The organism is Arthrobacter sp. NicSoilB4, assembly GCF_019977335.1.
Lineage (GTDB): Bacteria > Actinomycetota > Actinomycetes > Actinomycetales > Micrococcaceae > Arthrobacter.
Map to the genome: position 1 here is coordinate 320,737 of NZ_AP024653.1, position 25,540 is coordinate 346,276.

The window sequence follows — 25,540 nt, forward strand, 5'->3', positions numbered from 1 at the left end:
TGCTGACGCGGCGATTCCTGTTCGGGACCCCTGCGAGGGCGCATGCTTAAGTACGGGATACCGGACACCGCGCCATTGAAGAGGAGCCATGCAAGCCACGAGCACCACCACGCCTGCCATTGCAGCGACGCCCGCAGCCGCGCCGGCCAAGGTGGCGTCCAAGGTTCCGGCGGCGGAAAATACCCTGCGCATCCTCAAGCTTCTGGCCTCCAAGCGCGGGCCGATGGCGGCGTCGAACATTGCCACTGCGCTGGGGCTTCCGCGCTCCAGCGTCTACCACCTCCTTGGCGTGATGGAGGCAAACGGATTCGTGCTGCATCTTCACGAGGAACAGCGCTACGGGCTCGGAATCAGCGCCTTCGAGCTCAGCTCGGCCTATTCGCGGCAGGAGCCGCTGTCCCGCCTGGGCCGGCCGCTGCTCGCCTCCCTCGTGGATGTGATCGGCGAAAGTGCGCACCTCGCTGTGCTGCATGGCCGCGATGTGCTCTACATCGTGGAGGAGCGGGCTAAGAACCGGCCATCGCTGGTGACCGACGTCGGCGTCCGGCTGCCGAGCCACCTCACCGCCAGCGGGCGGGCTATTCTCGCGGCACTGCCGAAGTCGCAGGTCCGGGCGCTGTACCCCAACGCGGCCGCTTTCACGGCCCGTCACGAGACGGAGTCGCCCATCATGAAATACTCGGCGCTGTCCTCGCACCTGGACCAGGTCCGGCAGCGCGGCTATGCCACCGAGCACGGGGAGGTGACGCCCGGCTTCGGCTCGATCGCCGCCGCCGTCACGGACCACGTCGGCTGGCCCACCGCCGCAGTCGCCGTGACCTTCCTCGAGGACAAGCTGCCGCCCGAGGAGTGGGCCGCCCTGGCCGCCCGGGTGCGGAAAGTCGCGGACGATCTCTCCATCCGGATCCACGGCCGCCCCTCCGCCTGACCCGCGCACGCGTCCGCTTTCCCCGGGTTGCGCTATCGCCTACGGCGCGCAACGGGGGGAGCTGGGCTTGTCTGGTATTCCGGACAGGACCAGCCCGAACCCCCTGTTTCCGCCGCTGCGGACAGGCTTTAGTTGATATAGAACCTCCTATCCCCGAACCACCCGAGACAACAAAGGAGCCCCTCATGGCACCCGCCGATTTCACCACCGGTGCCCGCCCGGTCAAAGCAGCCCGCGGCACCGAGCTCACCGCCAAGAGCTGGCAGACCGAAGCCCCGCTGCGCATGCTCATGAACAACCTGGACCCCGAGGTGGCCGAGCGCCCCGATGACCTGGTGGTCTATGGCGGCACCGGCCGCGCCGTCCGGTCCTGGGCCGCGTTCGACGCCATCACCCGCACCCTGGAAACCATGGAAAAGGACGAGACCCTCCTGGTCCAGTCCGGCAAGCCCGTCGGTGTCTTCCGCACCAACGAATGGGCGCCGCGCGTGCTCCTGGCCAACTCCAACCTCGTCGGCGACTGGGCCAACTGGCCGGAGTTCCGCCGGCTCGAGGCCGAGGGCCTGATGATGTACGGCCAGATGACCGCCGGGTCCTGGATCTACATCGGCACCCAGGGCATCCTGCAGGGCACCTTCGAGACCTTCGCCGCGATCGCCCGCAAGCTCACCGGCGACGAGAACGGCACGCTCGCCGGCACCCTGACCCTCACCGGCGGCTGCGGCGGCATGGGCGGCGCCCAGCCGCTCGCCGTCACCCTGAACGAGGGCGCCTGCCTGATTGTCGACGTCGACGAGAGCCACCTGCGCCGCCGCGCCGGCAAGCGCTACCTCGACGAGGTGGAAACCGATCTCGACACCGCCATCGCCAAGGTGCTGGCGGCCAAGAAGGAACGCCGCGGCTTGTCCGTCGGCTACGTCGGCAACGCAGCCACCGTCTTCCCCGAGATCCTGCGCCGCCACAACGCCGGCGAGCTCACCGTGGACATCGTCACGGACCAGACCTCCGCCCACGACCCGCTAAGCTACCTGCCCGAGGGCATCACGGTCGAGGAATGGCACCGCGAGGCCGCCGCCGATCCCGAGGGCTTCACCAAGAAGGCCCAGGCATCGATGGCCAAGCACGTCCAGGCCATGGTCGAGTTCCAGGACGCCGGCGCCGAGGTGTTCGACTACGGCAACTCCATCCGCGACGAGGCCCGCAAGGGCGGCTACAACCGCGCGTTCGAGTTCCCCGGCTTCGTCCCGGCCTACATCCGGCCCCTCTTCTGCGAGGGCCTCGGCCCGTTCCGCTGGGTGGCGCTCTCCGGCGACCCGGAGGACATCGCGGTCACGGATGCGGCGATCAAGGAGCTCTTCCCGGACAACAAGCACCTGCACCGCTGGATCGACGCCGCGCAGGAGCGCGTCGAGTTCGAAGGCCTGCCGGCCCGCATCTGCTGGCTGGGCTACGGCGACCGCGCCAAGGCCGGCCTGCTGTTCAACCAGCTGGTCAAGGAGGGCAAGGTCAAGGCCCCCATCGTGATCGGCCGCGACCACCTCGACTCCGGATCCGTCGCCTCCCCGTACCGCGAGACCGAGGCCATGGCCGACGGCTCCGACGCGGTCGCCGACTGGCCGCTGCTCAACGCCCTGCTCAACACCGCCTCCGGCGCCACCTGGGTCTCCATCCACCACGGCGGCGGCGTCGGGATCGGCCGTTCCATCCACGCGGGCCAGGTCTCCGTCGCCGACGGCACCGACCTCGCCGCGCAGAAGCTCGAACGCCTCCTCACCAACGACCCCGGCATGGGCGTCATCCGCCACGTCGACGCCGGCTACGACCGCGCCGTCGAGGTCGCCAACGAACGCGGCGTCCGCATCCCCATGCTCCCCACGGACTCCCTCTAACCAAACCCCCAACCCCCGTCGATTGCTCCGTAAGTGCCGTTTTGAGCTCCGAAAAGGGCCGTTATGGAGCAATCGATGGGGAAACCGGGCTCAACCATCAGATTTAGGTAGATCTCAATGACTCTCACCACCCACTCACCGCTCACCGTCACCCTCGGCTCCAGCGGCGTCACCCCCGAGGACGTCGTCGCCGTCGCCCGCCACGACGCCCACGTGACCATCGCCCAGGACGCCCTCGACGCCGTCGCCAGGGTCCGCGCGCACATCGACGATCTCGCCCACTCCGAGACGCCCGCCTACGGAATCTCCACCGGCTTCGGGGCCCTGGCCAACCGGCACATCCCCAACGAGCTGCGCACCCAGCTGCAGAAGTCCCTGATCCGCAGCCACGCCGCCGGCATGGGCCCGGCCGTGGAACGCGAAGTGGTCCGCGGCATCATGTTCCTGCGCGCCAAGACCCTGGCCTCCGGCCGCACCGGCGTCCGGCCCGTTGTGCTGCAGACCATGGTGGACGTGCTCAACGCCGGCATCACCCCGGTGGTCCGCGAATTCGGCTCGCTCGGCTGCTCGGGCGACCTCGCGCCGCTCTCGCACTGCGCCCTAGTCCTGATGGGCGAAGGCGAAGCCACCGGCCCGGACGGGGAACTGTATGGCGCCAAGGGCGGCCGCACCGTCGCCGAACTCCTCGCCGCGCACGGGATCGAACCCGTCACGCTGGCCGAAAAGGAGGGCCTGGCCCTCGTCAACGGCACCGAGGGCATGCTCGGCATGCTGCTGATGGCCATCGCGGACATCCGCCAGCTGCTCACGACGGCGGACATCACCGCCGCGCTCAGCGTCGAGGCGCTGCTGGGCACCGACCAGGTGTTCCTGCCCGAGCTGCACGCAGCGCTGCGCCCGCATCCGGGCCAGGCTGCCTCCGCGGACAACATGCTCCGCGTGCTGTCCAACTCGCCGATCGTGGCCTCGCACCGGATCAACGACACCAAGGTCCAGGACGCCTACTCGCTGCGCTGCGCACCCCAGGTGGCCGGCGCCGTCCGCGACACCGTGGACCACGCCGCCCTGGTCGCCTCCCGCGAACTGGCTGCCGCGATCGACAACCCGGTGGTCCTGCCCGACGGCAGGGTCAGCTCCAACGGCAACTTCCATGGCGCCCCGGTGGCCTACGTGCTGGACTTCCTGGCCATCGCCGTAGCGGACCTGAGCTCCATCTCCGAGCGCCGGAGCGACCGGATGCTGGACCCGGCCCGCTCGCACGGGCTGCCGGCCTTCCTGGCCTCGGACCCCGGCGTCGACTCGGGCCTCATGATCGCCCAGTACACCCAGGCCGGGCTGGTCTCGGACAACAAGCGGCTGGCCGTCCCGGCGTCGGTTGACTCGATCCCGAGTTCCGCGATGCAGGAGGACCACGTCTCCATGGGCTGGCACGCGGCCCGCAAGCTCCGCCGCGCGGTGGAGAACCTGCGCCGGGTCCTGGCCATCGAACTGGTGACCTCGGCCCGGGCCCTGGACATCCGCACCCAGCTGTCCGACGGCGAACTCACCCCAGGCCCGGCGGGCACGGCCGTGATCGCCGCCCTGCGCGACGTCGTCGAGGGTCCCGGCACGGACAGGTTCCTGTCTCCGGAGCTGGAAGCCGCGGATGCCCTGGTGGCGTCGGGCAAGGTCCGCGCGGCCGCCGAATCCGCCGTCGGAAATCTCGCCTGAAGAAAAACAAAATGCAGTCTGTATGAACAATTTCCGGTCCCCCCGAAATAGTCGGCAACACGGCCAGCGGGGGCCCGGGAACTGTAGTACAAATGGAAAGTCACACCAACGACGTTGTGACAAAGAACATATACAAAGGGGTAGAAGTTCATGAAAGCACGCGGGACGGTTATGTCCAGGCGCCAGGCCACGGCCGCGGCGGTTTCCGACTGGCGGAGCCTGAAGGCCGGTGATCGGGTTGAAATCCTCAAGCACGCGCAGGTCTTGGCCGCCGGTGAGGTCGAAGAAGTCTCACTGAGCGGCAATGTGCTGTGGCTCGTCCCGGCGGTACCGTCCGAAACCGAGCTCTTCCTGAAATCCGATGGTGTGGAGGTGCGGCGCAGCTAGCCGCAGCCGTCTTCGCGCCGCTCGCGCGTATCGTGGTGGTGGGGCGCCGTTCCGCAGGGACGGCGCCCCACGCATCCCCGGGCACCCGGGCCCGGCAGGAGGGATACGCAGTTGTTTGAGGCTCCCAGCATCATTTTTGCGGCGGCAGGCCTGGCCGTCTTCGCCGCAGCCCTTCTGCCCAAGCTGCTGCGCAATGCGCCGCTGTCCATGCCGATGGTCTTCCTGGCCGCCGGCATACTGGCCTTCACGCTCATCCCGGAGTTGCCGGACCCCGACCCCCTGCAGTACGGGGAGTTCACCACCCACCTGACCGAAATCTGCGTCATCATCTCGTTGATGGGCGCGGGCCTCGCGCTCGACCGGCCAGTGGGAAGGCGGGAATGGTCGACCACCTGGCGGATGCTGGGCGCGGCCATGCCGATCTGCATCGTGGCCCTCACCCTGCTGGGCCTGGGGGTGCTGGGGCTGGGGCTCGGAGCCGCGCTGCTGGCCGCGGCGGCGCTCGCGCCAACCGACCCCGTGCTGGCGTCGGAAGTCCAGGTGGGGGAGCCGGCAGATGACGAGGACCAAACCGAGCGCGGTGAGGACGAGATCCGCTTCGGACTCACCTCCGAGGCCGGACTGAATGACGGGCTGGCTTTCCCGTTCGTGTACCTGGCCATCGCCATCAGCCTGGTGGGCCCCTCGCCGTCGGAGTGGTTCGTGTCCTGGTTCGCCACCGATGTCCTGTGGCGGATCGGCATGGGCATCCTCCTCGGCTGGCTGGCCGGGAAGGCCCTGAGTCGGTTGTTCTTCTCCGCCAGTGACAGCATCCGGCTGTCCGGCCACTCCGAGGGCTTTGTGGCGCTGGCCGCGACCTTCCTGGCGTACGGGGTGACCGAGATGCTGGAGGGCTACGGGTTCATCGCCGTCTTTGTTTGTGCCGTCACCATCCGGGCCGCCGAACGGACGCACGGGTTCCACCGCGTGATGCACTCCTACGTGGAGCAGCTCGAACGGCTCATGACGGTGGTCATCCTGGTGCTCCTGGGCGGCGCGATCGCGCGGGGCCTGCTGGCCGGAATCGGCTGGGCGGAGATCCTCGTGGCGTTGGCGTTCCTGCTGGTCGTCCGTCCGCTGGCCGGCTGGATTGGCCTGGCACGGGGCAAGACCGGCCCGCGGGAGCGGATCGCCATCGCCTTCTTCGGCATCAGAGGCATCGGCTCGCTGTACTACCTCGCCTACGCGCTCAGCAAGGGCGACTTCGCCGCCCAGGGGGAGCAGCTGTGGGCCTTCATCGGCCTGGTGGTGGCCATGTCCATCGTGCTGCACGGGGCCACCACGGCACCCGTCATGAACCGGCTGGACCGGCTGCGCGAAAAGAAGGCCGCGCGGAAGTACGGCGACGAGGGCAAAGCGCCGAAAACATCGATCTGACGGGGGCCTGCCGCGGTGCCGGGTTGCCGCCTACCCCAGCAGCGTATTGACCAGCCGCGCGGCCACCTTGGCGGTCCGGCCGTCGACGTCGAATTCCGGATTCAGCTCGGCCACGTCAAGGTGCAGGAGCTTCCCGCTCTTGGCCACCTGTCGGCACACGGCGCTGATCACGGGCAGCGGCACACCGTAGGCGGCGGGGGCGCTCACGCCCGGGGCGACCGAGGCCGGCAGCACGTCCAGGTCGATCGTCAGGTACAGGGCGTCCACCTGCGCCAGGAACGCCGCCACGAACACCCGTGCGGCCTCCGCTGAGCAGTCCTCGTCCAGCAGGTAGTCCACACCGAGTTCCTCGGCGGTCCGGAAGAGCGCCCGGGTGTTGTTCGGCTCGGAGATCCCGACGACGGCGTACTTCAGTTCGCGGCCCGCGGCGGCTTCCGCGCGGGCCATCTGCAGGAACGGGGTGCCGGAACTCGGCACTGCCTCGTCGCGGAGGTCGAAGTGGGCGTCCAGGTTCAGCACACCCACGCGCAGTCCCTCGCGGACCGCCGCGGAACCGGCCACGCCCAGGTAGCTCGCGAACGCCGTCTCATGCCCGCCGCCCAGCACCACGGGAAGCTGGCCGGCGTCGAGCAGGGCGGTGATGGCGAGCCCGGCCCGCGCCTGCCCTGCCTCCAGGGCATCCCCGGCCACGGTGACGTCGCCGGCGTCGTGCACCTCCCGGTCCAGGTGGAACGCGAGCGGGCCGAGCGCGGCGCGGATCGCCGCGGGGGCTGCGGCGGCACCGGTGCGGCCCTTGTTGCGGCGCACCCCGGCGTCGCTGCCGAAGCCGAGAATCACAGCGGGGCGGTGGGAGGAGTCGGAACGCCCGGGCTGGGGGCGGCGCCGCGCGTACGGGGTGACGGACTGCCACCAGCGGCGGTGTTCGGGGCCGTCGCCGTCGAACCGTCCGGACCAGGGCTGCGGCGGGACGTCGACGGAGGGAGCGGGAGAAACCATGCCCCTAGCTCACAGCAGCCCGGGCCGGAAAACCAGCCGCGCCGCCGTGGTGGTGTCCGAAATCCCGGAACCTGCACTTAAACGCCGCCGAGTTCGCACTTCGCGGCAGTGTTTCCGGGGAAATTTCCGGAAAACGGCGCTGCGAAGTGCGAACTCGGCGGGGTGGGGGAGTGGCTAGTGCAGCCCCAGCGCGGCCTCGATCGGGCCGATCGCGAAGAACAGCAGGAAGGCCGCGGCCACAGCCCACATCAGCGGGTGCACCTCGCGGGCGCGGCCCTGGAACGTGCGGATCAGGACGAACATGATGAAGCCCGCACCAAGGCCGTTGGCGATCGAGTACGTGAACGGCATCAGCGTGAAGGTCAGGAAGGCCGGGATCGCGATGCCCAGGTCCTGCCAGTCGATCTTGCCGACCTGGGAAACCATCATAAAGCCGACGACGACGAGCGCCGGTGCCACTGCCTCGAACGGCACGAGGTTGATCAGCGGGGTGAAGAACATGGCCACGAGGAACAGCAGGCCGGTGACGACGGAGGCCAGGCCGGTCCGGGCGCCTTCGCCGATGCCGGCGCCGGATTCGACGTAGATCTGGTTCGAGGAGACCGAGGCCCCGCCGCCGACGATCGCGCCGAGCGCGTCCACCTGCAGCACGCGGTCAACGTTGGGGATGTTGCCGTCCTTGTCGATGCTGCCGGCCTCGGTGGCCAGGCCCACCATGGTGCCCATGGCGTCGAAGAAGATGCTCAGCAGGATCACGAACGCCAGCAGGGTCGCAGCGACAAAACCGAGGTGCTCGAACGCGCCGAAGGGGTTGGCCTTGCCGATCAGCGACAGGTCGGGGGCTGCCCATTCGGAGAACTTCGGGGCCACGAGGGACCAGCCCTGCGGGTTGTGGGTCTTGCCGTCGAAGCTGGGGCCGATGTGCAGCGTGAATTCCAGGATCACCGACAGGATGGTCGAGGCGACGATGCCGATCAGGATCGCGCCCTTGACCTTGCGGACCACGAGGGCGATGGTGAGGACCAGACCGAAGACGAAGACCAGTGTGGGCCAGCCGAGCAGCTTGCCGTCGAAGCCCAGGCCGACCGGGACGGTGGTCCCGGCGACATCGGGGATGCGGCGGACAAAGCCGGCGTTGACGAGGCCGATCAGGGCGATGAACAGGCCGATGCCCACGACGATCGCGGTCTTCAGGCCCTCCGGGACCGCTTTGAACACTGCGGTCCGGAATCCGGTGAGGACCAGGATCAGCATGGTGATGCCGGAGAGCATCACGAGGCCCATCATGTCCGGCCAGGTCAGGCCGGGGTTGGTGGCCACCGTAACGGCGACGAAGGCGTTGACGCCGAGGCCCGTTGCCAGCGCGAAGGGGTGCTTGGCCCACGCGCCCATCAGGATCGTCAGGATGCCGGCAACGAACGCGGTGACGGCGGCGACGGCCGGGAAGCCGAGGGTGGCGCCGGTTGAATCGGGCACCGAGAGGATCAGCGGGTTCAGCACCACGATGTAGCTCATGGCGAAGAACGTGGCGAAGCCTCCCCGGATTTCCCGGGAGAAGTTCGACCCGCGTTCGGATATCTTGAAATACCGGTCGAGTGCGGAGCCTTGCTTGAGCATCAGGTCTTGCATTAGTCCTCCGGGAGACGTTTGTGGTTACTTGAATCCTATTGGGCGCAGACCGGGCGTCCGGCCGAATTCGCCTAGTCTGTAAGGAAGACAACACTAGGAGTAGCCAGACCATGCGCCTCATCCGACAGCTTCAGGGTGCCCTCCTGGGGGCCGTGATCCTCGCCGCCGCCCTGCTGGGTGCTGCTGCTCCCGCCTCGGCGCACGACGCCGCCGAGTCCACCAGCCCGGCCTCCGGCGCCACCGTGGCGGCGCCGCCGGAGAAGGTGTCGGTCACGTTCAACAAGAACCCGCTGGCGCTGGGTTCGCAGATGCTGGTCAACGATGCCGCCGGCGTCAATTGGGCCGACGGCGCGGTGGAGATCGTGGACAACGTCGCCTCGCAGAAGCTCAAGCCGGGGGCCCCGGCCGGCGCCTACACCGTGGTGTGGCGGGTGGTCAGCTCGGACTCGCACCCGATCGAAGGCAACTTCGCCTTCACAGCCACCACCGGAGCGGCGGGCTCGACGGCGGCTGCCGCGGTTCCCACGATGGGAACCGCCCAGCCCGGCACCACGCCGGCGCCGTCCCTTCCGGCCGATTCCTCCGAGCCCTTCCCCTGGAGCATCGTGATCTTCGTGGGTACGGCCATCGGCATTGTGGTTGTCCTGGGCCTGATGGCCAAGCGCCGCCTCGCCGGCCGTGACGAGCAGGTCGACGACGGCCAGGACGCCGAGCACCAGGGCGCCGGGAACTGAACAGAAGCAACGCGGGGTCACTTAGCGCCCATTCGACCCACCCTGATGGGCCGTAACTGACCCCGCGTTGCCTTGGGGGAGTTGCCTTTGGATGGGGGAGGGGTGTTCCGGCTAGGCCGGCGCGGCGAGGGCATAGCCACCGGGCAGGACGGCGGGGAAGCCATCGGGGTAGACCTTGGCGGAGATCGCTTGGCCCACCACTTTTGCCTGGCGCAGCACTTCCTTCGGCGTGGGAGTGATGAGTTCGCCGACGCCCACGAGGTACATCCCGAGGGCGTGCATGGCGGCCATCAGGTTCTGGCCCGCGGCCATGCCCAGTTCGGAGAGCATCCGGCGCAGCTGGCTGTGGGCGCAGCGGGTCAGCACGAGGTGGTCCGCCAGCAGGACGCCGCCCGGCGTGCGGACTGCCCACTGCTGGGTGGGCCCCGCAATGCCGGCGTCGAGGTGGTCCAGCTGGAGGGCACGGATGTTGTTCCGCACATCCAGCTTGTGGCTGGTGGCGTAGTTCCGCAGGTGCCGGAGGATCTCGTTGCGTTCCCGCAGGCTCGCGGCGTCGGCCGCATCGCAGCGTTGCAGCGATGACGTGTTGGCCGGATGGCCGGCGCCCAGCAGGTCGAGTCCGTCCACGATGATGGAGTCCACGCCGCGCCGCTGCAGTTCGCTGGCAACCGCCAGCCCGGACAGGCCCGTGCCGATTACGACGGCGGCGGTCCGCTCGATCCCCCCGGACATAGGCATGCTCGACACTGCAGGGTCCTTCCTCGGATGGTGCAAGTTCCGCGGCCGATGCCCCGGAAACGTTCCGTTGCGCGTTCCGGAATCCCGTTTCAGTCCGCAGCACCAGCAGGGGCAGCGTTCTGAAAGACGAGTCTCGGTTCAGCAACGCATCGAAGAATACCCAACATTTCCGGCCTTGGATAGAGCGGATCGAACATTCATGGATCCCGGGATTTCCCGGCATTTCAAACGGCGGGCCAGGCCTTGCCGCCGTCATCCCGGGCCACCGGGCGTTGTGTAAACACTGCGTAAAACATGGGGAAGTCCCCAGTCCGGGCCTGGGTCCAACGTGCTTGCTTGTTCCCGTCAAACCGAGAATAGTTAGGAAAACCAGGGGTACTGGCCGCAGATTCTTCGGCCGCGTCGCCAATGGACGCTGCGCGCGGGCACGTCTGGCAGAATAGCCGCAACATCAGGCAAGAATCGCGAGGAGGCGGACCCCATGGGCCGAGAACAGGTGCATCCGGATCCGGCAGGGGATGTCCCGTCCGGGTCCGTAGCTCCCCGGGGGATCGTGGTCGGCGTTGATGGTTCAGACCACAGCAAATGTGCCCTGGTGTGGGCCGCCCGCGAAGCCGAGCGCCGCAATCGTCCGCTGCACATCGTGACCGCCTATTCCGTTCCGATCTTCGCGGCGTCAGGGCTCGACGGCGGGTACGCCACCGTGGACGACTCGGTGATCCGCGAAGGCGCGGAGGCCATCCTGAAGCAGGCCGTGAACAAGGTCGCCGGGTACCTGATCGACGTCGACGCCTCCGTCGAGAACGGCGATGCCTCCGGTGTTCTGCTGGAAATGTCCGAAACCGCCGAGCTGCTGGTCTTCGGCACCCGGGGCCGGGGCGGCTTCGTTGGGCGGCTGCTCGGCTCCGTCAGCAGCGCCCTCCCCGCGCACGCCAAATGCCCCACAGTCACCGTGCCCCTGATCTGCTCTGACCGGCTGGGCGAAACCACCGACGACAAGCATGTCCTGGCGGAACGGGCGAAGTCCGGGCACATTCCGGTCGAAAACGTTGTGGTGGTGGGGGTCGACGGTTCCGAACAGGCCCGGGTGGCCGTCTTGGAAGCCGCGGCCCAGGCGGAGCGGCTCTCGGCTCCGCTGCGGGTGGTGTGCGCCGTTCCGCAATACAACGGGTCGTTGGCATGGGTTCCCGCACCCATGGACCGTGACGCGCTCTTCGCCGACATCAGGGTCCAGCTCGACGCCGGCACCGCCTGGATCAGGAGCCACTTTCCCCGCCTCAAGGTGGAGACCCAGCTCGTGGACGGCTCGCCCGTGGACGTCCTCGTCGAAGCCAGCCGGCATGTGGAACTGGTGGTTGTCGGCACCCGCGGTCGCGGCGGCTTCGCCGGAATGCTGCTCGGTTCCACCTCGGACGGCATCCTGCACCACGCCAAAGGCCCCGTCATGGTGGTCCCCGACCGGGACGATCCCCGGCTGGCGGACCGGGTCAACTTCGGGCCCATTCTCGGCGATTCGTAGCCCGGAACAGACTCCGGGCGGGCGTTGAAGGGAGGGCCGGCAGGTGGAGCAGCTCCCCGGCACAAGTGCGCCATCTCAGGACCGGCGTCAGGAACGGCAGCAAGGGCTGGTGCTCGAACTTGAGCTGGTCAGCGCGGAGTTGCTTCCCGACGTCGGAGGCAAGGCGGCCAACCTGGGTGAACTGATGCGGTCCGGGCTGCCGGTTCCGGCCGGGTTCTGCCTGACCACCGAGGCCTACCGTCGGGCAACGGCGTCCGCCGGGCTCGACGTCGTCCATGCCGACTTAGCCGGGACGGCCCCGGACGACCTTGCGGGGATCGCCCGGCTGGCCGCCGCCGCCCGCAGGCTGGTCCGCGCCGCGGACATCCCTGCTGACATCGCCGACGCCGTCCGGAGCGCCTACACCGCTCTGGGCACGGACGTGCCCGTGGCGGTCCGCTCGTCCGCAACCGCCGAGGACCTGCCGTTCGCCAGTTTCGCCGGCCAGCAGGACACCTTCCTGAACGTCGTGGGCATCGACGCCGTCCTGGCTGCGGTCCGGCAATGCTGGGCCTCGCTCTGGACGGACCGCGCGGCGAGCTACCGCGCCACGCACGGGATCAGCCCTTCGACGGTATCGCTCGCCGTGGTGGTCCAGCGGATGGTGGACGCGGCCGTGGCCGGGGTCCTGTTCACCGCGAACCCGGTGACCGGCAGGCGGCACGAAGCGGTCGTCGACGCCAGCCCGGGCCTCGGCGAGGCGGTGGTTTCCGGGGCGGTCAACCCGGACCACTTCGTCGTCGACAGCGGCACCCAGAAGATTCTTGAGCGCCGGATCGGGAGCAAGAGTGTGGCCATCCGGCCGCTTCCCGGCGGCGGAACCGAACGGGTCGAACAGTACGGCTCCGCCTCGCAGCCCTGCGTAAACGACGCCCAGCTGCTGGCCCTGGAGCGCCTTGGCCGCCGCGCGGAGCTGCACTTCGGCGCGCCGCAGGACCTCGAATGGGCCGTCGACGGCGGCGGAGTGCCGTGGCTGACGCAGTCCCGGCCCATCACCACCCTCTACCCGCTGCCGGAGCGGCGACGCGTCCGGGAAGGGACGCGGGTCTACCTGTGCTTCAGCCTGGCCCAGGGCCTGACGCGCCCGCTGACCCCGATGGGACTGGCAGGCTTCCGGCTGATTGCCTCGTCCGTGGCGCGCGCGGCGAACTTCGACGTCCCGGCGCCCCACGACGGGCCGCCGCCTTACGTCCAGGCGGGCCAGCGACTCTTCTTCGACCTGACCCCGGTCGTCCGCAGCGCCGTTGGACGGGCCATCGTGCCGCGCGTGTTCGACGTCATGGAGGCGCGGTCCGCGGCCGTGCTGCGGCGGTTGTTCACGGACCCCCGCCTCTCGGTCACCAGCAGATCCCCGTGGCGGGTGCTGCGGCACGTTGGCCCGGTGGCGGCGCGCGCCAGGGTTCCGGAGACGCTGCTCCGCGCACTGTTCCGGCCCGAGGCTGCGCTGCGCCGGGCGGAACGGTTCGGTGAACGGTTCCGGGCCGCCCTGGTAGTGCCGGCGGGGTCGACCCCGGTGCAGCGGCTGGATCACGTGGAGCGCATCCTGGGGCACGAGCTGTTCCCGGTGGTACCCAACATCCTGCCGCTGCCGGCCCTGGGCTTTGCGCTGCTGGCCGGCGCCGGCAGGCTGCTGGGACACGGCGCCGGCACGGGGGCCCTGCAGCCGGTCCTGCGGGGACTTCCCAACAACGTGACCACCGAAATGGACCTGGCTCTCTGGCAGCTTGCCGCCGCCATCCGGGCCGACGCCGCAGCGGCAGCTGTGTTCGATGGCGCTGTGATCGATGGCGCGGGCGTGCCGGCGCTGGCCCGCCGCTACCGGGCCCGGGAGCTTCCCGCCGTCGTGCAGTCCGGGCTTGCCGGGTTCCTGGCCCGCTACGGGCACCGGGCGGTGGCGGAAATCGACCTGGGCATGCCGCGCTGGTCGGACGATCCGTCCCACATTCTCGGGGTCCTCGCCAACTACCTGCGGCTCGACGACCCGGGCCTGGCGCCGGACCGGCAGTTCAGCAAGGCCGAACGGGAGGCTGAGGCGCAGGTGGAACGGCTTGCCGCCGCCGCGGGGGAGCGGGGCAGGCTGCGCGCTGCGCTGGTGCGGGCGGCCCTGAAACGCACCCGGATGTTCGCCGGCCTGCGCGAACTGCCGAAGTACCACATCGTCGAAGCCCTCGCCGCGGTGCGGGGGCAGCTCCAGGTCATCGGGACCGAACTGGCCGCCGCCGGCCGCATCGGCGAGGCGGACGACGTCTTCTTCCTGGACCTCGTCGAGACTCGCGACGGGCTCGCCGGGAGGCCGCTGCAGCACCTCGTGGCACAGCGCCGGGAGGACTACCAGCAGGAACTGGGCCGCCGGCACATCCCCCGGGTGCTGCTTTCGGACGGGACGGTGCCCGAGGCGCTGCAGGCCGGCACTGCCGGGGAGGCCGGAACCCCGGGACTCCTGACCGGGACCCCCGCGTCGGCGGGCACGGTCACCGCCCGGGCCCGCGTCATCCTCGAGCCGCAGGGCGCGCGGCTGGAGCCCGGCGAGATCCTGGTGGCGCCTTCCACAGATCCGGGCTGGACGCCGCTGTTCCTCACAGCCGGCGGGCTGGTGATGGAAATGGGCGGACCCAACTCGCACGGCGCCGTCGTGGCCCGGGAGTACGGGATCCCCGCGGTGGTAGGGGTCCCCGACGCCACCTCGCTGATCGCCACCGGGCACAGCATCACGGTCGACGGCGCCGCCGGCACCGTTGCGCCGGACACCGGGCCTCCGGGGCCGCAGCAGCAGCGGGCCCATGAGTGACGTGCCGGATCCGCCGGCGGATCCGCAGACAGCGGAGCCCCAGACAGGGGAGCCCCAGCCGGCGGCTGCCGGCGTCGACGACCCCTGGCTCCCCGCCTTCCTGGTCAGCCACCCGCTCACCGCAGGCTGGGCCTGGACGGGGTTCTGGGCAGCCCTGATCGTCGCAGACGACTTCTTCGACTTCGCGGGATGGTCCTGGTACGTGATGGTCGGGATGGCCGCGCTGCCCACGCTGCTCGCCACCATCGCGCTGCTGCAGGCCACTCCGCGGCGGCATCTCAAGCCGCGCAGGGACTCCGTGCTGGGCCACTTCTTCGTCCGCTTCCTCGCCCTCACGGCCGCGTTCCTGGTGTGGGGTGTTTCGGTGGTCATGAGCGCCTCAATCTCCACCACCATCCAGTCCCTCGTCGGCGCTTCGGAACGGGAGGTCACTGCCCTGGGATTCAACCTCTTGCTGGCCGCGGTTCCCCTCGTCGTGTCCGTGCTCTGGCTGGCCTTCATCATCCGTTGCGCGTGGTTCCTGCGCCGGCTGCGCGGCTGGAAACAGGACCCCTCGCCTGCCCGATTGCCCAAGAAATTCCTGCGCGGGAGGCCGCGGCTCAGGCGGGTCACCGTCGGACTCGCCCACCCCGGCCTGCTGCTCGTGGCCGGACTCGGAACCTCAGTGCTCGCGCTCCTGCTCGGGGCGGTCGAGCTGACGCTGAATGTTTTCGCCTAGCCACCCCGCCGGGCCGCTCCGCCGGGGCCGCTCCGCAGGGTCGCGCCATCGGGGCCGGCCGCCCTGATGCGTCCGCCGGCAATGTCTGCCGGAGGGGTGAACCGGGCCGCTTCCGGGCGTAGTGTTGACTCATGAGCTGCAAGGTTGGAGCGCGGTCGCAATGACGCGCAAATGGCTGCGTTGGATGCCCGCCGTGGCGGTGCCTGCCGTGATCGCGGCCGGCGTGCTGTCCGGATCTGTTCCCGCGAGCGCCGGAGACCCGCTGCCGGAGAAGACTCCGCAGCAAGTGCTCCTCATGATCGCCCAGCACGACGAGAAATCCCTGTCCGGGACGCTGGAACAAAGCTCCGAGATCGGCCTGCCGGAACTTCCGAAGTCCGGGCCCGGTGCTGGTTCCCCCGAGACCGCCTGGCTGGAGCTGCTGACCGGACCCCACACCGCCCGTGTCTACCTTGACGCGCCGGAGAACGCCCGGGTGCAGATCATGGACCGGATGGCGGAGCGCGACGCGATCAAGAACGGCAAGGACCTCTGGTTCTACAACTCCAAGGACAACACCGCCGCCCACGCCCAGCTGCCTGCCGGTGCGGCAGACCGCCACCCGGCCCATCCCGGAACCGTGCCGACTCCCGAGGAAATGGCTGACAAGCTGCTCGCCAAACTCGACGCCAGTACCGAGGTGACCGTTGGCCCGGATACCCAAGTTGCCGGACGGGCCGCCTACAACCTCGTGCTCACCCCAAAGTCGGACACCACCTTGGTGGAGTCCGTCGCCATTGCGGTCGATGGCGAAACCGGACTCCCGCTCGGCGTCCAACTGAGGGCGCGGGGACAGTCGGAGCCGGCGTTCAGCGTCGCCTTCACGAGCCTCAAGCTTGAAACCCCGGATTCCTCCATTTTCAACTTCACCCCGCCGCCTGGGGCCACCGTCACGGAGATCCCGCTGCCGGACCATAAGTCCGACGCAGCCACCCCGCCGTCGGACGCCCCCAAAGCGAAGGACGGGAAGCGGCCTGCCGTCACCGGGACCGGCTGGGAATCGGTGCTCGAATTCCCGGCAGGAGCCATCGCGCTTCCGGGCGGAACCCCGCCCCAGACCGGGGCCCCGGACCCCGCGGCCGCCAACCCGCTGCAGCCCGGCCGCTCCGCTTCCGAGGGAACCGGGTCCGGTGCCGCCGCGCTGCTGGAACAGGCTGCGGTCGCCGTCCCGGGCGGACGGCTGGTGTCCACATCGCTGGTGAATGTCCTGATTCTCGATGACGGGCGTATCCTCGCCGGTTCCGTGCCGTTGGAGCGGCTGCAGGCCGCTGCCGCCCAGCGGTGACCGTTTGGTGACCGCCGCCGGGCCGGTGACGGAGCTGAGCATCGAGACCATCGGTCTCAGCAAGCGCTTTGGCCACCAGCTGGCCGTCGACGGCGTCGACCTGGCGGTGCCAAAAGGCTCGGTCTTCGGCTTCTTGGGTCCCAACGGCTCCGGCAAGACCACCACCATCCGGCTCATGCTCGGCCTCGCCGCGGCCAGCAGCGGCTCTGTTTGGCTCCTCGGCCAGGAGATGCCGGGGCGGCTGCGCGAGGTGTTGCCTCGCGTGGGTGCGTTGGTGGAGGGGCCGGCCTTCTATCCTTTTCTCTCCGGTGCGGCCAACCTGCACCGGTTCGACGCCGCAGACCCGCGTGTTCCTGCCGCCACGCGGAAAGCCCGGGTCCATTCGGCGTTGGAACGGGTGGGGCTCACGCACGCCGCGGACAAGAAAGTCCGGGCCTATTCGCTGGGCATGAAGCAGAGGCTGGGGATTGCCAACGCACTGCTGTCGCCCCGCGAACTCCTCGTACTCGACGAACCCACGAACGGGCTCGATCCGCAGGGCACCCGGGAGGTCCGCAGCCTGGTGCGCTCGCTCGCGGCGGACGGCGCCACCGTGTTCGTCTCCAGCCATTTGCTCGCCGAGGTGGAACAGATCTGCACGCACGCGGCCATCATGAGCGCGGGCCGGCTGGTGGCGCAGGGAACTCTCGCCGAGCTGCGCCAGGGCGGGCAGGCGCGAATCCGGGTACTGACGCCGGATGCGGGGGCCGCGGCAGAGGTGCTGGCCCGGTTGGGCCTGAGCGCGGCCGTGGGCGGGCGTGCCTCTGCCGGGCCGCCGGGCGGTGCCGGCCCCAACGGCGCCGGCTCCAACGGTGCGGGGTCCAGCGGCGCCGGCTCCAACGGTGCGGGGTCCAGCGGCGCCGGCTCCAACTGGACCGACTGGGCCGGTTCGAACTGGGCCGGCGACCTGCTCTACGCCCCGCTCCCCGCGGCGGCCGACGGTGCCGTGGCGCCCGAGGCGGTGGTGGCCGCCCTGGTGGCTGCCGGAGTCCGGGTCCGGGGCTTCGCCACCGAACAGGTCAGCCTGGAGGAGCGCTTCGTGGCGCTGACGGGGGAGGGCTTCGACGTTGTCCAGTAAAGAGTTGTCCAGTAAAGAAACGGCCGCCAGTGAAAAATCCCGGTACGGTGCGGCTGCGGCGACCACCCGGCCGGACAAACGGGGCAGTGGCTTGCTCGCGTCCGAACTCGGGGTCCTCTTCCGCCGACGCCGTACCTGGGCGATGCTGTGTGCGCTGGCGGCCATACCGATCCTGATCGCCGTGGCGGTCCGGGTGTCCTCCGCGGTACCGGCCGGCCGGGGTCCGGCGTTCCTGGACCGGATTACCCAAAACGGTCTTTTCGTTGGCGTGACCGCCATGCTCGTGTCCGTTCCGCTGTTCCTGCCGCTGACCGTGGGGGTGGTGGCGGGAGACACGGTGGCCGGCGAGGCCGGGCTGGGAACACTGCGGTACCTGCTGGTGGCGCCGGCGGGCCGGGTCCGGCTGCTGCTGGTGAAGTACGCCGGGGCGGTGGTGTTCGCCGTCGCGGCACCGCTTTTGGTTGCGCTCGTCGGTGCCGCCATCGGAGCCGCCCTTTTTCCGGTGGGGCCGGTCACGCTGCTGTCCGGGGATGCCATCGGCGCCGCTGAGGCAATGGTGCGGCTTTTGCTGATTGCCGCCTATCTAGCCGTCTCGCTGATGGGCCTTTCGGCGATCGGGCTCTTTATGTCCACGCTCACGGACGTACCCGTGGGTGCGATGGCGTCCACCGTCGTGCTCGCGGTCGTCTCACAGGTCCTGGACGCGCTGCCGCAACTGGAATGGTTGCACCCCTGGCTGTTCAGCCACTACTGGCTGGACTTTGCCGACCTGCTCCGCCAGCCCGTCGTGTGGGACTCCTTCCTCACTAACTTGCTGCTGCAGGGCGGCTACGTCGCCGTTTTCGGGGCGCTCGCCTATGGCAGGTTCATCACGAAGGACGTGCTCTCCTAAGGATCCGGATCCGGCTGGCTCCGCCCAGGGAAAGGGAAGCTCAGTACCGGGCGGCCACGGGGTGAAGCTGCATCCCGGACATGGAAGCCAGGTCCGTCACGGTGATCCCGGCGTCCTCGTTCAGCGCCTGGACCACGCGGCCGCCGCCGAGGTATATCGCCACGTGGTAGAAACCCGGGGCCGAACCCCAGACCAGCAGGTCGCCCGGCTGGGCCTGGGAGAGCGGAACATGCACGGGGGCCTGGGCGAACTGCTGGGACGCGGTGCGGGGAAGGTACTTTCCGGCCGCGGCAAACGCGTTCTGCACGAGGCCGGAGCAGTCGAAACCGTGGGCCCCGGTTCCGCCGTACTGGTAGAAATAGGGCGCGCCGACCTTCCCGAGAGCCACCGAGATCGCTGTCTGGTTGGAGCCGCCGGGCGCCGGTGGCGGCGTGGGCGCCGGTGGTAGAACCGGGGCGGGCGCGACCGGAGCCGGGGAAGTCGGGTCCGGAACGGGCAGGGCCGGCGGAACCGGGGCCGGCGGAACCGGGGCCGGCGCCTGCGGACTCGGAATGACCGGCGCGGGGTTGCCGGGGCCGGGCACCTGGCTTTGACCCTGCCCGGCTGCGGCGGTCACTGCCGCCAGCCGGTCCTGCTGGCGCTGCCGGTCCAGGGCATCCACGCGCTCCGATTCCAGGGCAACGGTGGTGTTCTTGAGGTTCGCGAGCTGGTCCACCAGCACGGTCCGCTGCGCGCTGGCCTCGGACACGGCCTGGCGCTGGGCGTCGTTGGCACGTTCGGCGTCGAGCTTGCGGGCCTCCGCCGTCCGCGCGGCCTCGTCGGCGGCCCGGTTGGCGTCGGCGGCGGCAGCCGTCAGCGACTCGGCGGCAACGGCAGCGGTTTCTGCGGATTGGAAGGCCCGGGTGCGGCCGGCCGTCACGGCCTCGAGGGTGGCAGCCTGTTGCAGGGCGTTGCCGCTCCCGGTGACAAAGCTGCTCAGGGCGGGATTCAGCCCGCCGTTGCGGTAGAGATCGCCGGCGAGCTGGCCGATCTGCCTGCGCGTTTTCTCCTGCTGCTCGCCGGCTGCCGAGGCCCTGGCGGCGGCAACAGCGGCGGCGTCGCGCCGGAGTTCCAGTTCCACGAGCGCTTCACCATAGGCGTTATTGGCCTGCAGGGAAGCCGCGAGGCTGGCATCCTGCGCAGCGGACGCGTCCGCCAGGAGCCGGTCGATCGCGGCGACCTGGGCCGCCGTCGCGCTTTCACTGGCCTTGGCGGCGGCAATCTCATCCGGAGATGGAATCCCCGGCTCAGCCGGAACCTGAACGGCAGCGACCTGAACGGCAGGGCCCCGGACGGACGCGGGCGGTGCGGCGTTCGCTGGAATCGCCAGCGTTCCCAGGAGCACGACGGCGGCGCATGCCGCGGCCGTCGTTCGGCCGGAACCGGTCCAAGTCATGGGCAAACCTCGCTGCAGTGTCGGGCTGGAGCGGGCGAGCGCGTATTCCGGCGCGAGAAACGCCCGGCTGATCCCCCAGCACGGTCGAGGCTACGTGCCCATGGCCACTTTGGCAACACTGGTCACATCAATAACATAAACAACAACTATGTCATTTGGTCACATTTGGCGGGGCGTGTCGTGGGCTGCCGCCGCCGGTCCGTAGTTTCCGGACTCAGGCGTGCTGGTGTGACTCGTGCTCCGCGTGGGAGGCCGGTTCCAGCTGGAAGGTGCAGTGCTCGGTATCGAAGTGCGAGCCCAGGCAGCTGACCAGCTTGTCCAGGACCTGGTCCGCGCCGCGGGCCCCCAGCGCCGCATCCTCCACCACCACGTGGGCGGAAAACACCGGGACGCCGGAGGTGATGGTCCAGATGTGGATGTCATGCACGGACACCACGCCCTCCACGGAGAGGATGTGCTCGCGGATCAGCTGCACGTCCACACCCTTGGGGGTCGCCTCGAGCAGCACATCCACGACGTCGCGGAGCAGGTGCCAGGCCCGCGGCAGGATCATCAGCGCAATGACGATCGAGGCGATGGTGTCCGCCGCCTGGTACCCCGTGACCATAATGACCACGGCGGCGGCGATGACCGCGAAGGAGCCCAGCAGGTCGCCCAGGACCTCCAGGTAGGCGCCACGGACGTTGAGGCTCTCCTTCTGGGCGCCGCGGAGGATCAGCAGGGACACGAGGTTCGCGACGGCGCCCAGGACGGCCGCGTAAAGCATGACGTCGGTCTGCACCTCGGGGGTGGAGCCAAAGCGGCGGACGGCTTCCGTGAAAATGACCACCGAGATGACGATCAGCACCAGCGCGTTGGCCAGCGCGGCCAGCACCTCCGCGCGCTGGTAGCCGTACGTGCGCTGGTCGCTGGCCGGCCGGGAGGCGATCCAGGCGGCCAGCAAGGCGATGAAGACGCCGGCCGCGTCGGAAAGCATGTGGCCGGCGTCGGCCAGCAGGGCCAATGACCCGGAAATCAGTGCGCCGATGATCTGGATCAGGACGACGGCGAGGGTGATGGCGAGGACGGCGACCAGGCGCTTCCGGTGCTTGGCAGTGCCGGTTACAGAGATGCCGTGCGAGTGGCTGTGGTCGTGTCCCATGCCTACAAGGCTAGCCCCAGCCGAGCTCGTGCAGTCGATCGTCGCTGATGCCGAAGTGGTGCGCGATCTCATGGACCACGGTGACCGTCACCTCCTCGATCACGTCCTCACGCGATTCGCAGATCTCCAGGATCGGCTGCCGGTAAATGGTGATGCGGTCCGGCAGGGAACCGGCGTCCCACCAGGAGTCCCGTTCGGTCAGTGGCACCCCCTCGTAGAGTCCCAGCAATACGGTGTCAGGGTCCTCGCCCGGCTGCGGGACGTAGTCGTCCTCGATGAAGATGGCCACGTTGTTCATGGTCTTCGCCAGCTCCGGCGGGATCTGGTCCAGGGCATCGCTCACCGCAGCTTCGAAGTCCGCCTCGGACATCGGGAACGGGGCGTGATCGTGGCCGGAGCCGTTCCCGCCGTCGTCGGTGTTCTCCGGGTTCTCCGGGCCGTCCGGAACGATTGGCAGGCCTGGCGGCAGGGAAGCGGGCATAGCTGAAACTTTAGCGCCGAATCAGCGGGACCGGCGCCGGGTCAGCCCCACCCCCACGAGGCAGATGACGCCTCCCACCAGGCCCCAGATCGTGGGGATCTCGCCGAGCACCAGCCAGGAGATCAGGATCGTGGTGCCGGGCACGAGGTAGGTGGTGGCCGCGAGCCGGCCGGCGTCGATCAGGGACAGCGCATAGGCCCACGTGGTGAAGGCGATTGCTGTGGGGAAGATGCCGAGATAGACCAGCCCCAGCGTCGCCGGCAGCGGGGCCGCCTGCAGTTCCGTGATCAGCTGGCCGCTGAAGGGCAGGCAGCAGACCGCGCCGACCAGAATTCCAAACCAGGTGGCCTGGGCCGCCGGGAACTTCCGCAGGACCGGTTTTTGCACGATGACACTGACCGCTGCGAGGGCCGCCGCCAGCAGGCACAGCAGCACGCCGGCGACGTCGGCCGTGGACCGCTGCCCGGACCCAAGCGCGATCACCGCGACCCCGCCGAACGCGACGAGGCTGCCGATGATCAGCCAGCGGGGGAATCCCTCCTTGAGGATCACCCCGGCCATGATGGCCACCAGGATCGGGTTGACGTTGATCAGCAGCGCGGCCGTGCCGGCGTCGAGGAGGTGTTCGGCGGCGTTCAGGGCGACGTTGTAGCCGCCGAACCACATCACGCCGTAGGCCAGGATGGGCCACCACTCGCGGCCCCTGGGGAGGTTGCGGTTCTTCAGCAGCTGCGGCAGCACCACCAGGCCAAGGACGACGGCGGCGATCGCCAGCCGGCCGAGGGTCAGGGAGCCGGGGGAGAAGCTGGGCCCCACCGCCCGGATGCCCACGAAGGCGGAGGCCCACAACACCACGGTGACCACCACGGCGGCGATGCCGAGCCTGCTGATCTGGCCCGGGGGCAGGAGCTTCTTCGCGGGTTTTGCCGGGTTTGTCGGGTTTGCGGGCCGGGGGGCGGGGGCGTGCGGCGGCACTTCGTGGGTGCGGTCCGGGCGCGCGCTGTCCGGTTGGGGGGAGCCTGTCTGGGCGGTTGTTGCCATGCTGCCAATCTAGCCCGTGCAGGGGCCCTGGGACTGGCGGAAATCGGTCACGTCTAGGCGAGTTGCTGCCAAGTGCCGTGCTCCGGTCCGCGGAGGACTCACCGCAGCGGGCGTGCGGCAGCCTGGATGGCCGCCGCAACCTCGTCGAGGGCCGCCGATCCGTGCCGCCACTGCTGCCAGTGGAGCGGTACATCCACGTGCGCGGAAGGGTCCAGGGAGACCAGGGTGTGGCGCTTCAGCTCCTCCGAGACCTCGATTTCGGGGAGCAGCCCCCATCCCATACCCCAGCGGATGGCCTCCCCGAACTCGTGGGCAGCCGGGACATAATGCCGCGGCGGCTGGAGGTTCTTGCGGCTCACGCCCCGCAGGTAGCGGTCCTGCAGATCGTCCTTGCGGTCGAAGACGATGACGGGTGCGACGGCGAGCGTGTCCGCCGTCGCGCCGGCGGGAAACCAGCGCGCGGCGAAGCCTGGCGCGCAGACCGGCAGGTAGCGCATGACACCCAGGCGCCGGGATGAGCAGCCCGGCGCAGCCTTTGCCGTGGTGGTGATGGCGGCGGCTGCGGCGCCGCTGCGCAGGAGCTCCAGCGAATAGTCCTGGTCCTCGCGCAGGATCTCCAGCTGGACCTTGTCCGACACGGCGGCCAGGCCGGGGAGTGCCCAGGTGTGCAGGGAGTCGCTGTTGATCACGAGGGTCAGCCGGATGCTGGCGGGCTGCGTGCCGGGCTGCAGCTCCTCGGCCAGATCGGCGGAGAGCATGTCCAGCTGCCGGGCGAAGCGCACCACCGCCTGCCCGGACGGGGTGAGCCCGACAGGGCGGGTCCGTGTCAATACCGGCCGGCCGACGGCGACTTCGAGGGCGCGGACGCGCTGGCTCACCGCCGACGCCGTGACCAGGAGGTGGCTGGCGGCGGCCTCGAAGCTTCCGTGCGCCACGATGGCGGCCAGGGTCCGGGCCTGGTCCGGCTGGATGTCGATCATTAGCTCATCTTATGTTGGCCAAGATTTGTTAACTGGTTTCATGTTCGTGGCGCCCCTACCGTTGATCCCGTGATCCTTTCCCTCGCATCGGGCCTGGCCAGCGGGCTGTCCCTCATCGTCGCCATCGGCGCGCAGAACGCCTTTGTGCTCCGCCAGGGCGTCCAGCGCTCGCATGTCCTCCTGGTTGTTGCCGTGTGTGCCATATCGGACCTCGTGCTGATTGTGCTGGGCGTGGCCGGCGTGGGCGTCCTCATTGAGCAGGCACCCGGAGTCCTCGAGGCCGTGCGCTGGGCGGGGGCCGCCTTCCTCCTGGCCTACGGGGCGATGGCCGCAGCTCGGGCAATCCGCGGAACGCAGGTGGCCCAGCCGGCGGCCGGCAACACGGGAACGTGGGCGGCCGCCCTGGGGACCTGCCTGGCACTGACCTGGCTGAACCCGCACGTCTATCTGGACACCGTGCTGCTGCTGGGGTCCCTGGCCGGCACCCATGGTGCCGACGGGCGGTGGTGGTTTGCCGCCGGAGCCGGGCTGGGAAGCGTGGCGTGGTTCGCCGCACTGGGCGCCGGAGCCCGGTTCCTCGCCCCGCTGTTCGCCCGGCCGGGCAGCTGGCGCGTGCTCGACGGCGGTATCGCCTTGGTCATGATCACGCTCGCTGTCATGCTCGTAACCTGAGATAGTCAGCAGTCCCGTTTTAACACCGCAGAACACAGCCGACAAAGGAACCGTCCATGTACGTCCCCTCGCATTTCGCCGCCGACCAGGACGCTGTCAGGGATTTGCTCTCGAACCCCGGGGCGGCCAACCTGGTGACGTCGACGGAGCAGGGCCTGCTCGCCACCTTGCTGCCGTTCGTCTATGACCCGGAGGTGGGCGAGCGCGGGGCGCTGCTGGGCCATGTTGCCCGCAACAACGATCAGTGGCGGCTGCCGGCGCTGGGTGAATCCCTGGTCATCATCCAGCGCTCCGACGCGTACATCTCCCCGAACTGGTACGCCACCAAGGCCGAGCACGGCCGCGTGGTGCCGACGTGGAACTACACCACCGCCCACGCCTACGGCAGGCTCGTCATCCACGACGACCCGGCCTGGGTGGAAGACCTAGTGCGGCGGCTGACCACGCTGCACGAGGCAGCCTCGGACCGGCCCTGGGCCGTGGACGATGCGCCCGCGCGTTTCATCGCCGGCCAGCTCCGGGCGATTGTCGGCGTCGAGCTTGTCATCACGAGGGTTGAAGCGAAACGCAAGCTCAGCCAGAACCGGACGGATGCCGACATTGACGGCGTCGTCGCGGGTTTGCGGGCCAAGGGGGATCTGGCGTCGGCCGCCGATGTGGAGCGGACGCAGCAGGACCGAGCCCAGCGAAGCTGAGCACCGCGAAATGGGCGGCGTCCGCCGATTTTGGATAATCCGGGGGTCTGCCCTTATAGTTTTATAGTCCAGTTCGGAGGAACCCGAAAGGACAAAAACGGAAGGCTTCGGCCCTTAATTTTTGCCTTTGTTTAGTGGTTTGTACCGGATGGCGTCCTGGCCCCCATCGTCTAGCGGCCTAGGACACCGCCCTTTCACGGCGGCGGCACGGGTTCGAATCCCGTTGGGGGTACGCAAGGAACTGGTCAAACCGGGTGTGAAAGTCTGGTAG

22 protein-coding genes and 1 tRNA gene are annotated in these 25,540 nt (G+C 69.3%); 15 read left to right on the forward strand and 8 right to left on the reverse strand.

What is annotated here, in order from left to right:
- The first annotated feature begins 88 nt into the window (after window positions 1–88).
- The 5 genes from LDO13_RS01545 to LDO13_RS01565 all read left to right on the forward strand — a co-directional run bounded on the left by LDO13_RS01545 (window position 89) and on the right by LDO13_RS01565 (window position 6,330).
- Complete coding sequence (locus LDO13_RS01545) at window positions 89–928, forward strand: IclR family transcriptional regulator (protein WP_224048339.1); 840 nt, start codon at window positions 89–91, stop codon at window positions 926–928.
- Window positions 929–1,113: 185 nt separating this feature from the next.
- Window positions 1,114–2,817, forward strand: a complete 1,704-nt coding sequence (locus LDO13_RS01550; RefSeq protein ID WP_224048340.1) for a urocanate hydratase — start codon at window positions 1,114–1,116, stop codon at window positions 2,815–2,817.
- Window positions 2,818–2,934: 117 nt separating this feature from the next.
- On the forward strand, window positions 2,935–4,527 hold the full coding sequence (hutH, locus tag LDO13_RS01555; protein ID WP_224048341.1) for a histidine ammonia-lyase: 1,593 nt from the start codon (window positions 2,935–2,937) through the stop codon (window positions 4,525–4,527).
- 150 nt (window positions 4,528–4,677) lie between these two features.
- A complete protein-coding gene (locus LDO13_RS01560) occupies window positions 4,678–4,914 on the forward strand; it encodes a hypothetical protein (protein WP_224048342.1) in 237 nt (78 codons plus the stop codon).
- A 111-nt stretch (window positions 4,915–5,025) separates the two neighbouring features.
- On the forward strand, window positions 5,026–6,330 hold the full coding sequence (locus LDO13_RS01565) for a cation:proton antiporter (RefSeq protein WP_224048343.1): 1,305 nt from the start codon (window positions 5,026–5,028) through the stop codon (window positions 6,328–6,330).
- A 30-nt stretch (window positions 6,331–6,360) separates the two neighbouring features.
- Here LDO13_RS01565 and hutG read toward each other — a convergent pair whose 3' ends face one another.
- Window positions 6,361–7,326, reverse strand: coding sequence for a formimidoylglutamase (gene hutG / locus LDO13_RS01570; protein WP_224048344.1), 966 nt, complete (start codon window positions 7,324–7,326; stop codon window positions 6,361–6,363).
- 174 nt (window positions 7,327–7,500) lie between these two features.
- Window positions 7,501–8,943, reverse strand: coding sequence for an NCS2 family permease (locus LDO13_RS01575; protein WP_224049856.1), 1,443 nt, complete (start codon window positions 8,941–8,943; stop codon window positions 7,501–7,503).
- A gap of 122 nt (window positions 8,944–9,065) precedes the next feature.
- Here LDO13_RS01575 and LDO13_RS01580 point away from each other — a divergent pair, with 122 nt between their 5' ends.
- Complete coding sequence (locus LDO13_RS01580) at window positions 9,066–9,689, forward strand: copper resistance CopC family protein (RefSeq protein ID WP_224048345.1); 624 nt, start codon at window positions 9,066–9,068, stop codon at window positions 9,687–9,689.
- A 111-nt stretch (window positions 9,690–9,800) separates the two neighbouring features.
- On the opposite strand, the gene LDO13_RS01585 is transcribed toward LDO13_RS01580, so the two are convergent.
- Complete coding sequence (locus LDO13_RS01585) at window positions 9,801–10,427, reverse strand: FAD-binding protein (RefSeq protein WP_224049857.1); 627 nt, start codon at window positions 10,425–10,427, stop codon at window positions 9,801–9,803.
- Window positions 10,428–10,908: 481 nt separating this feature from the next.
- Here LDO13_RS01585 and LDO13_RS01590 point away from each other — a divergent pair, with 481 nt between their 5' ends.
- From LDO13_RS01590 to LDO13_RS01615, 6 genes are all read left to right on the forward strand, one after another.
- Entirely contained in the window at window positions 10,909–11,946 is a 1,038-nt protein-coding gene (locus LDO13_RS01590) for a universal stress protein (RefSeq protein WP_224048346.1), read from the forward strand.
- 109 nt (window positions 11,947–12,055) lie between these two features.
- Window positions 12,056–14,773: a PEP/pyruvate-binding domain-containing protein gene (locus tag LDO13_RS01595; RefSeq protein WP_224048347.1), complete on the forward strand. Its 2,718-nt coding sequence runs from the start codon at window positions 12,056–12,058 to the stop codon at window positions 14,771–14,773.
- Window positions 14,766–15,491, forward strand: coding sequence for a hypothetical protein (locus LDO13_RS01600; protein ID WP_224048348.1), 726 nt, complete (start codon window positions 14,766–14,768; stop codon window positions 15,489–15,491). Before LDO13_RS01595 ends, LDO13_RS01600 begins: the two co-directional genes overlap by 8 nt.
- A 160-nt stretch (window positions 15,492–15,651) precedes the next feature.
- Complete coding sequence (locus tag LDO13_RS01605) at window positions 15,652–16,815, forward strand: hypothetical protein (protein WP_224048349.1); 1,164 nt, start codon at window positions 15,652–15,654, stop codon at window positions 16,813–16,815.
- A gap of 7 nt (window positions 16,816–16,822) precedes the next feature.
- On the forward strand, window positions 16,823–17,932 hold the full coding sequence (locus LDO13_RS01610; protein ID WP_224048350.1) for an ATP-binding cassette domain-containing protein: 1,110 nt from the start codon (window positions 16,823–16,825) through the stop codon (window positions 17,930–17,932).
- 142 nt (window positions 17,933–18,074) lie between these two features.
- On the forward strand, window positions 18,075–18,824 hold the full coding sequence (locus LDO13_RS01615) for an ABC transporter permease (protein ID WP_263422178.1): 750 nt from the start codon (window positions 18,075–18,077) through the stop codon (window positions 18,822–18,824).
- A gap of 40 nt (window positions 18,825–18,864) precedes the next feature.
- Here LDO13_RS01615 and LDO13_RS01620 read toward each other — a convergent pair whose 3' ends face one another.
- The 5 genes from LDO13_RS01620 to LDO13_RS01640 all read right to left on the reverse strand — a co-directional run bounded on the left by LDO13_RS01620 (window position 18,865) and on the right by LDO13_RS01640 (window position 23,902).
- Window positions 18,865–20,259, reverse strand: a complete 1,395-nt coding sequence (locus LDO13_RS01620; protein WP_224048352.1) for a C40 family peptidase — start codon at window positions 20,257–20,259, stop codon at window positions 18,865–18,867.
- 214 nt (window positions 20,260–20,473) lie between these two features.
- A complete protein-coding gene (locus tag LDO13_RS01625) occupies window positions 20,474–21,400 on the reverse strand; it encodes a cation diffusion facilitator family transporter (protein WP_224048353.1) in 927 nt (308 codons plus the stop codon).
- A 10-nt stretch (window positions 21,401–21,410) separates the two neighbouring features.
- On the reverse strand, window positions 21,411–21,881 hold the full coding sequence (locus LDO13_RS01630) for a metallopeptidase family protein (RefSeq protein WP_224048354.1): 471 nt from the start codon (window positions 21,879–21,881) through the stop codon (window positions 21,411–21,413).
- A 21-nt stretch (window positions 21,882–21,902) separates the two neighbouring features.
- Window positions 21,903–22,922: a DMT family transporter gene (locus tag LDO13_RS01635; protein WP_224048355.1), complete on the reverse strand. Its 1,020-nt coding sequence runs from the start codon at window positions 22,920–22,922 to the stop codon at window positions 21,903–21,905.
- Between the two features lie 98 nt (window positions 22,923–23,020).
- Window positions 23,021–23,902 (reverse strand): ArgP/LysG family DNA-binding transcriptional regulator, encoded by an 882-nt coding sequence (locus LDO13_RS01640; RefSeq protein ID WP_224048356.1) that lies wholly within the window; start codon window positions 23,900–23,902, stop codon window positions 23,021–23,023.
- A gap of 69 nt (window positions 23,903–23,971) precedes the next feature.
- On the opposite strand from LDO13_RS01640, the gene LDO13_RS01645 reads away from it, so the two are divergent.
- From LDO13_RS01645 to LDO13_RS01655, 3 genes are all read left to right on the forward strand, one after another.
- Window positions 23,972–24,574, forward strand: a complete 603-nt coding sequence (locus LDO13_RS01645) for a LysE/ArgO family amino acid transporter (protein WP_224048357.1) — start codon at window positions 23,972–23,974, stop codon at window positions 24,572–24,574.
- A gap of 56 nt (window positions 24,575–24,630) precedes the next feature.
- Window positions 24,631–25,269 carry an FMN-binding negative transcriptional regulator gene (locus LDO13_RS01650; protein WP_224048358.1) on the forward strand — a complete coding sequence of 213 codons (639 nt, stop codon included), beginning with the start codon at window positions 24,631–24,633 and terminating at the stop codon, window positions 25,267–25,269.
- A gap of 159 nt (window positions 25,270–25,428) precedes the next feature.
- Window positions 25,429–25,501, forward strand: a tRNA-Glu gene (locus LDO13_RS01655).
- The last annotated feature ends 39 nt before the right edge of the window (window positions 25,502–25,540 follow it).

Coding starts and splice junctions, on each gene's coding strand:
- LDO13_RS01615 (WP_263422178.1), top strand. CDS start 18,075: ATGCTGTGTGCGCTGGCGGCCATACCGATCCTGATCGCCGTGGCGGTC.
- LDO13_RS01575 (WP_224049856.1), bottom strand. CDS start 8,943: ATGCTCAAGCAAGGCTCCGCACTCGACCGGTATTTCAAGATATCCGAA.
- LDO13_RS01590 (WP_224048346.1), top strand. CDS start 10,909: ATGGGCCGAGAACAGGTGCATCCGGATCCGGCAGGGGATGTCCCGTCC.
- LDO13_RS01550 (WP_224048340.1), top strand. CDS start 1,114: ATGGCACCCGCCGATTTCACCACCGGTGCCCGCCCGGTCAAAGCAGCC.
- LDO13_RS01600 (WP_224048348.1), top strand. CDS start 14,766: ATGAGTGACGTGCCGGATCCGCCGGCGGATCCGCAGACAGCGGAGCCC.
- hutH (WP_224048341.1), top strand. CDS start 2,935: ATGACTCTCACCACCCACTCACCGCTCACCGTCACCCTCGGCTCCAGC.
- LDO13_RS01585 (WP_224049857.1), bottom strand. CDS start 10,427: ATGCCTATGTCCGGGGGGATCGAGCGGACCGCCGCCGTCGTAATCGGC.
- LDO13_RS01650 (WP_224048358.1), top strand. CDS start 24,631: ATGTACGTCCCCTCGCATTTCGCCGCCGACCAGGACGCTGTCAGGGAT.
- LDO13_RS01625 (WP_224048353.1), bottom strand. CDS start 21,400: ATGGGACACGACCACAGCCACTCGCACGGCATCTCTGTAACCGGCACT.
- LDO13_RS01580 (WP_224048345.1), top strand. CDS start 9,066: ATGCGCCTCATCCGACAGCTTCAGGGTGCCCTCCTGGGGGCCGTGATC.
- LDO13_RS01640 (WP_224048356.1), bottom strand. CDS start 23,902: ATGATCGACATCCAGCCGGACCAGGCCCGGACCCTGGCCGCCATCGTG.
- LDO13_RS01635 (WP_224048355.1), bottom strand. CDS start 22,922: ATGGCAACAACCGCCCAGACAGGCTCCCCCCAACCGGACAGCGCGCGC.
- LDO13_RS01545 (WP_224048339.1), top strand. CDS start 89: ATGCAAGCCACGAGCACCACCACGCCTGCCATTGCAGCGACGCCCGCA.
- LDO13_RS01630 (WP_224048354.1), bottom strand. CDS start 21,881: ATGCCCGCTTCCCTGCCGCCAGGCCTGCCAATCGTTCCGGACGGCCCG.
- LDO13_RS01560 (WP_224048342.1), top strand. CDS start 4,678: ATGAAAGCACGCGGGACGGTTATGTCCAGGCGCCAGGCCACGGCCGCG.
- LDO13_RS01620 (WP_224048352.1), bottom strand. CDS start 20,259: ATGACTTGGACCGGTTCCGGCCGAACGACGGCCGCGGCATGCGCCGCC.
- LDO13_RS01605 (WP_224048349.1), top strand. CDS start 15,652: ATGACGCGCAAATGGCTGCGTTGGATGCCCGCCGTGGCGGTGCCTGCC.
- hutG (WP_224048344.1), bottom strand. CDS start 7,326: ATGGTTTCTCCCGCTCCCTCCGTCGACGTCCCGCCGCAGCCCTGGTCC.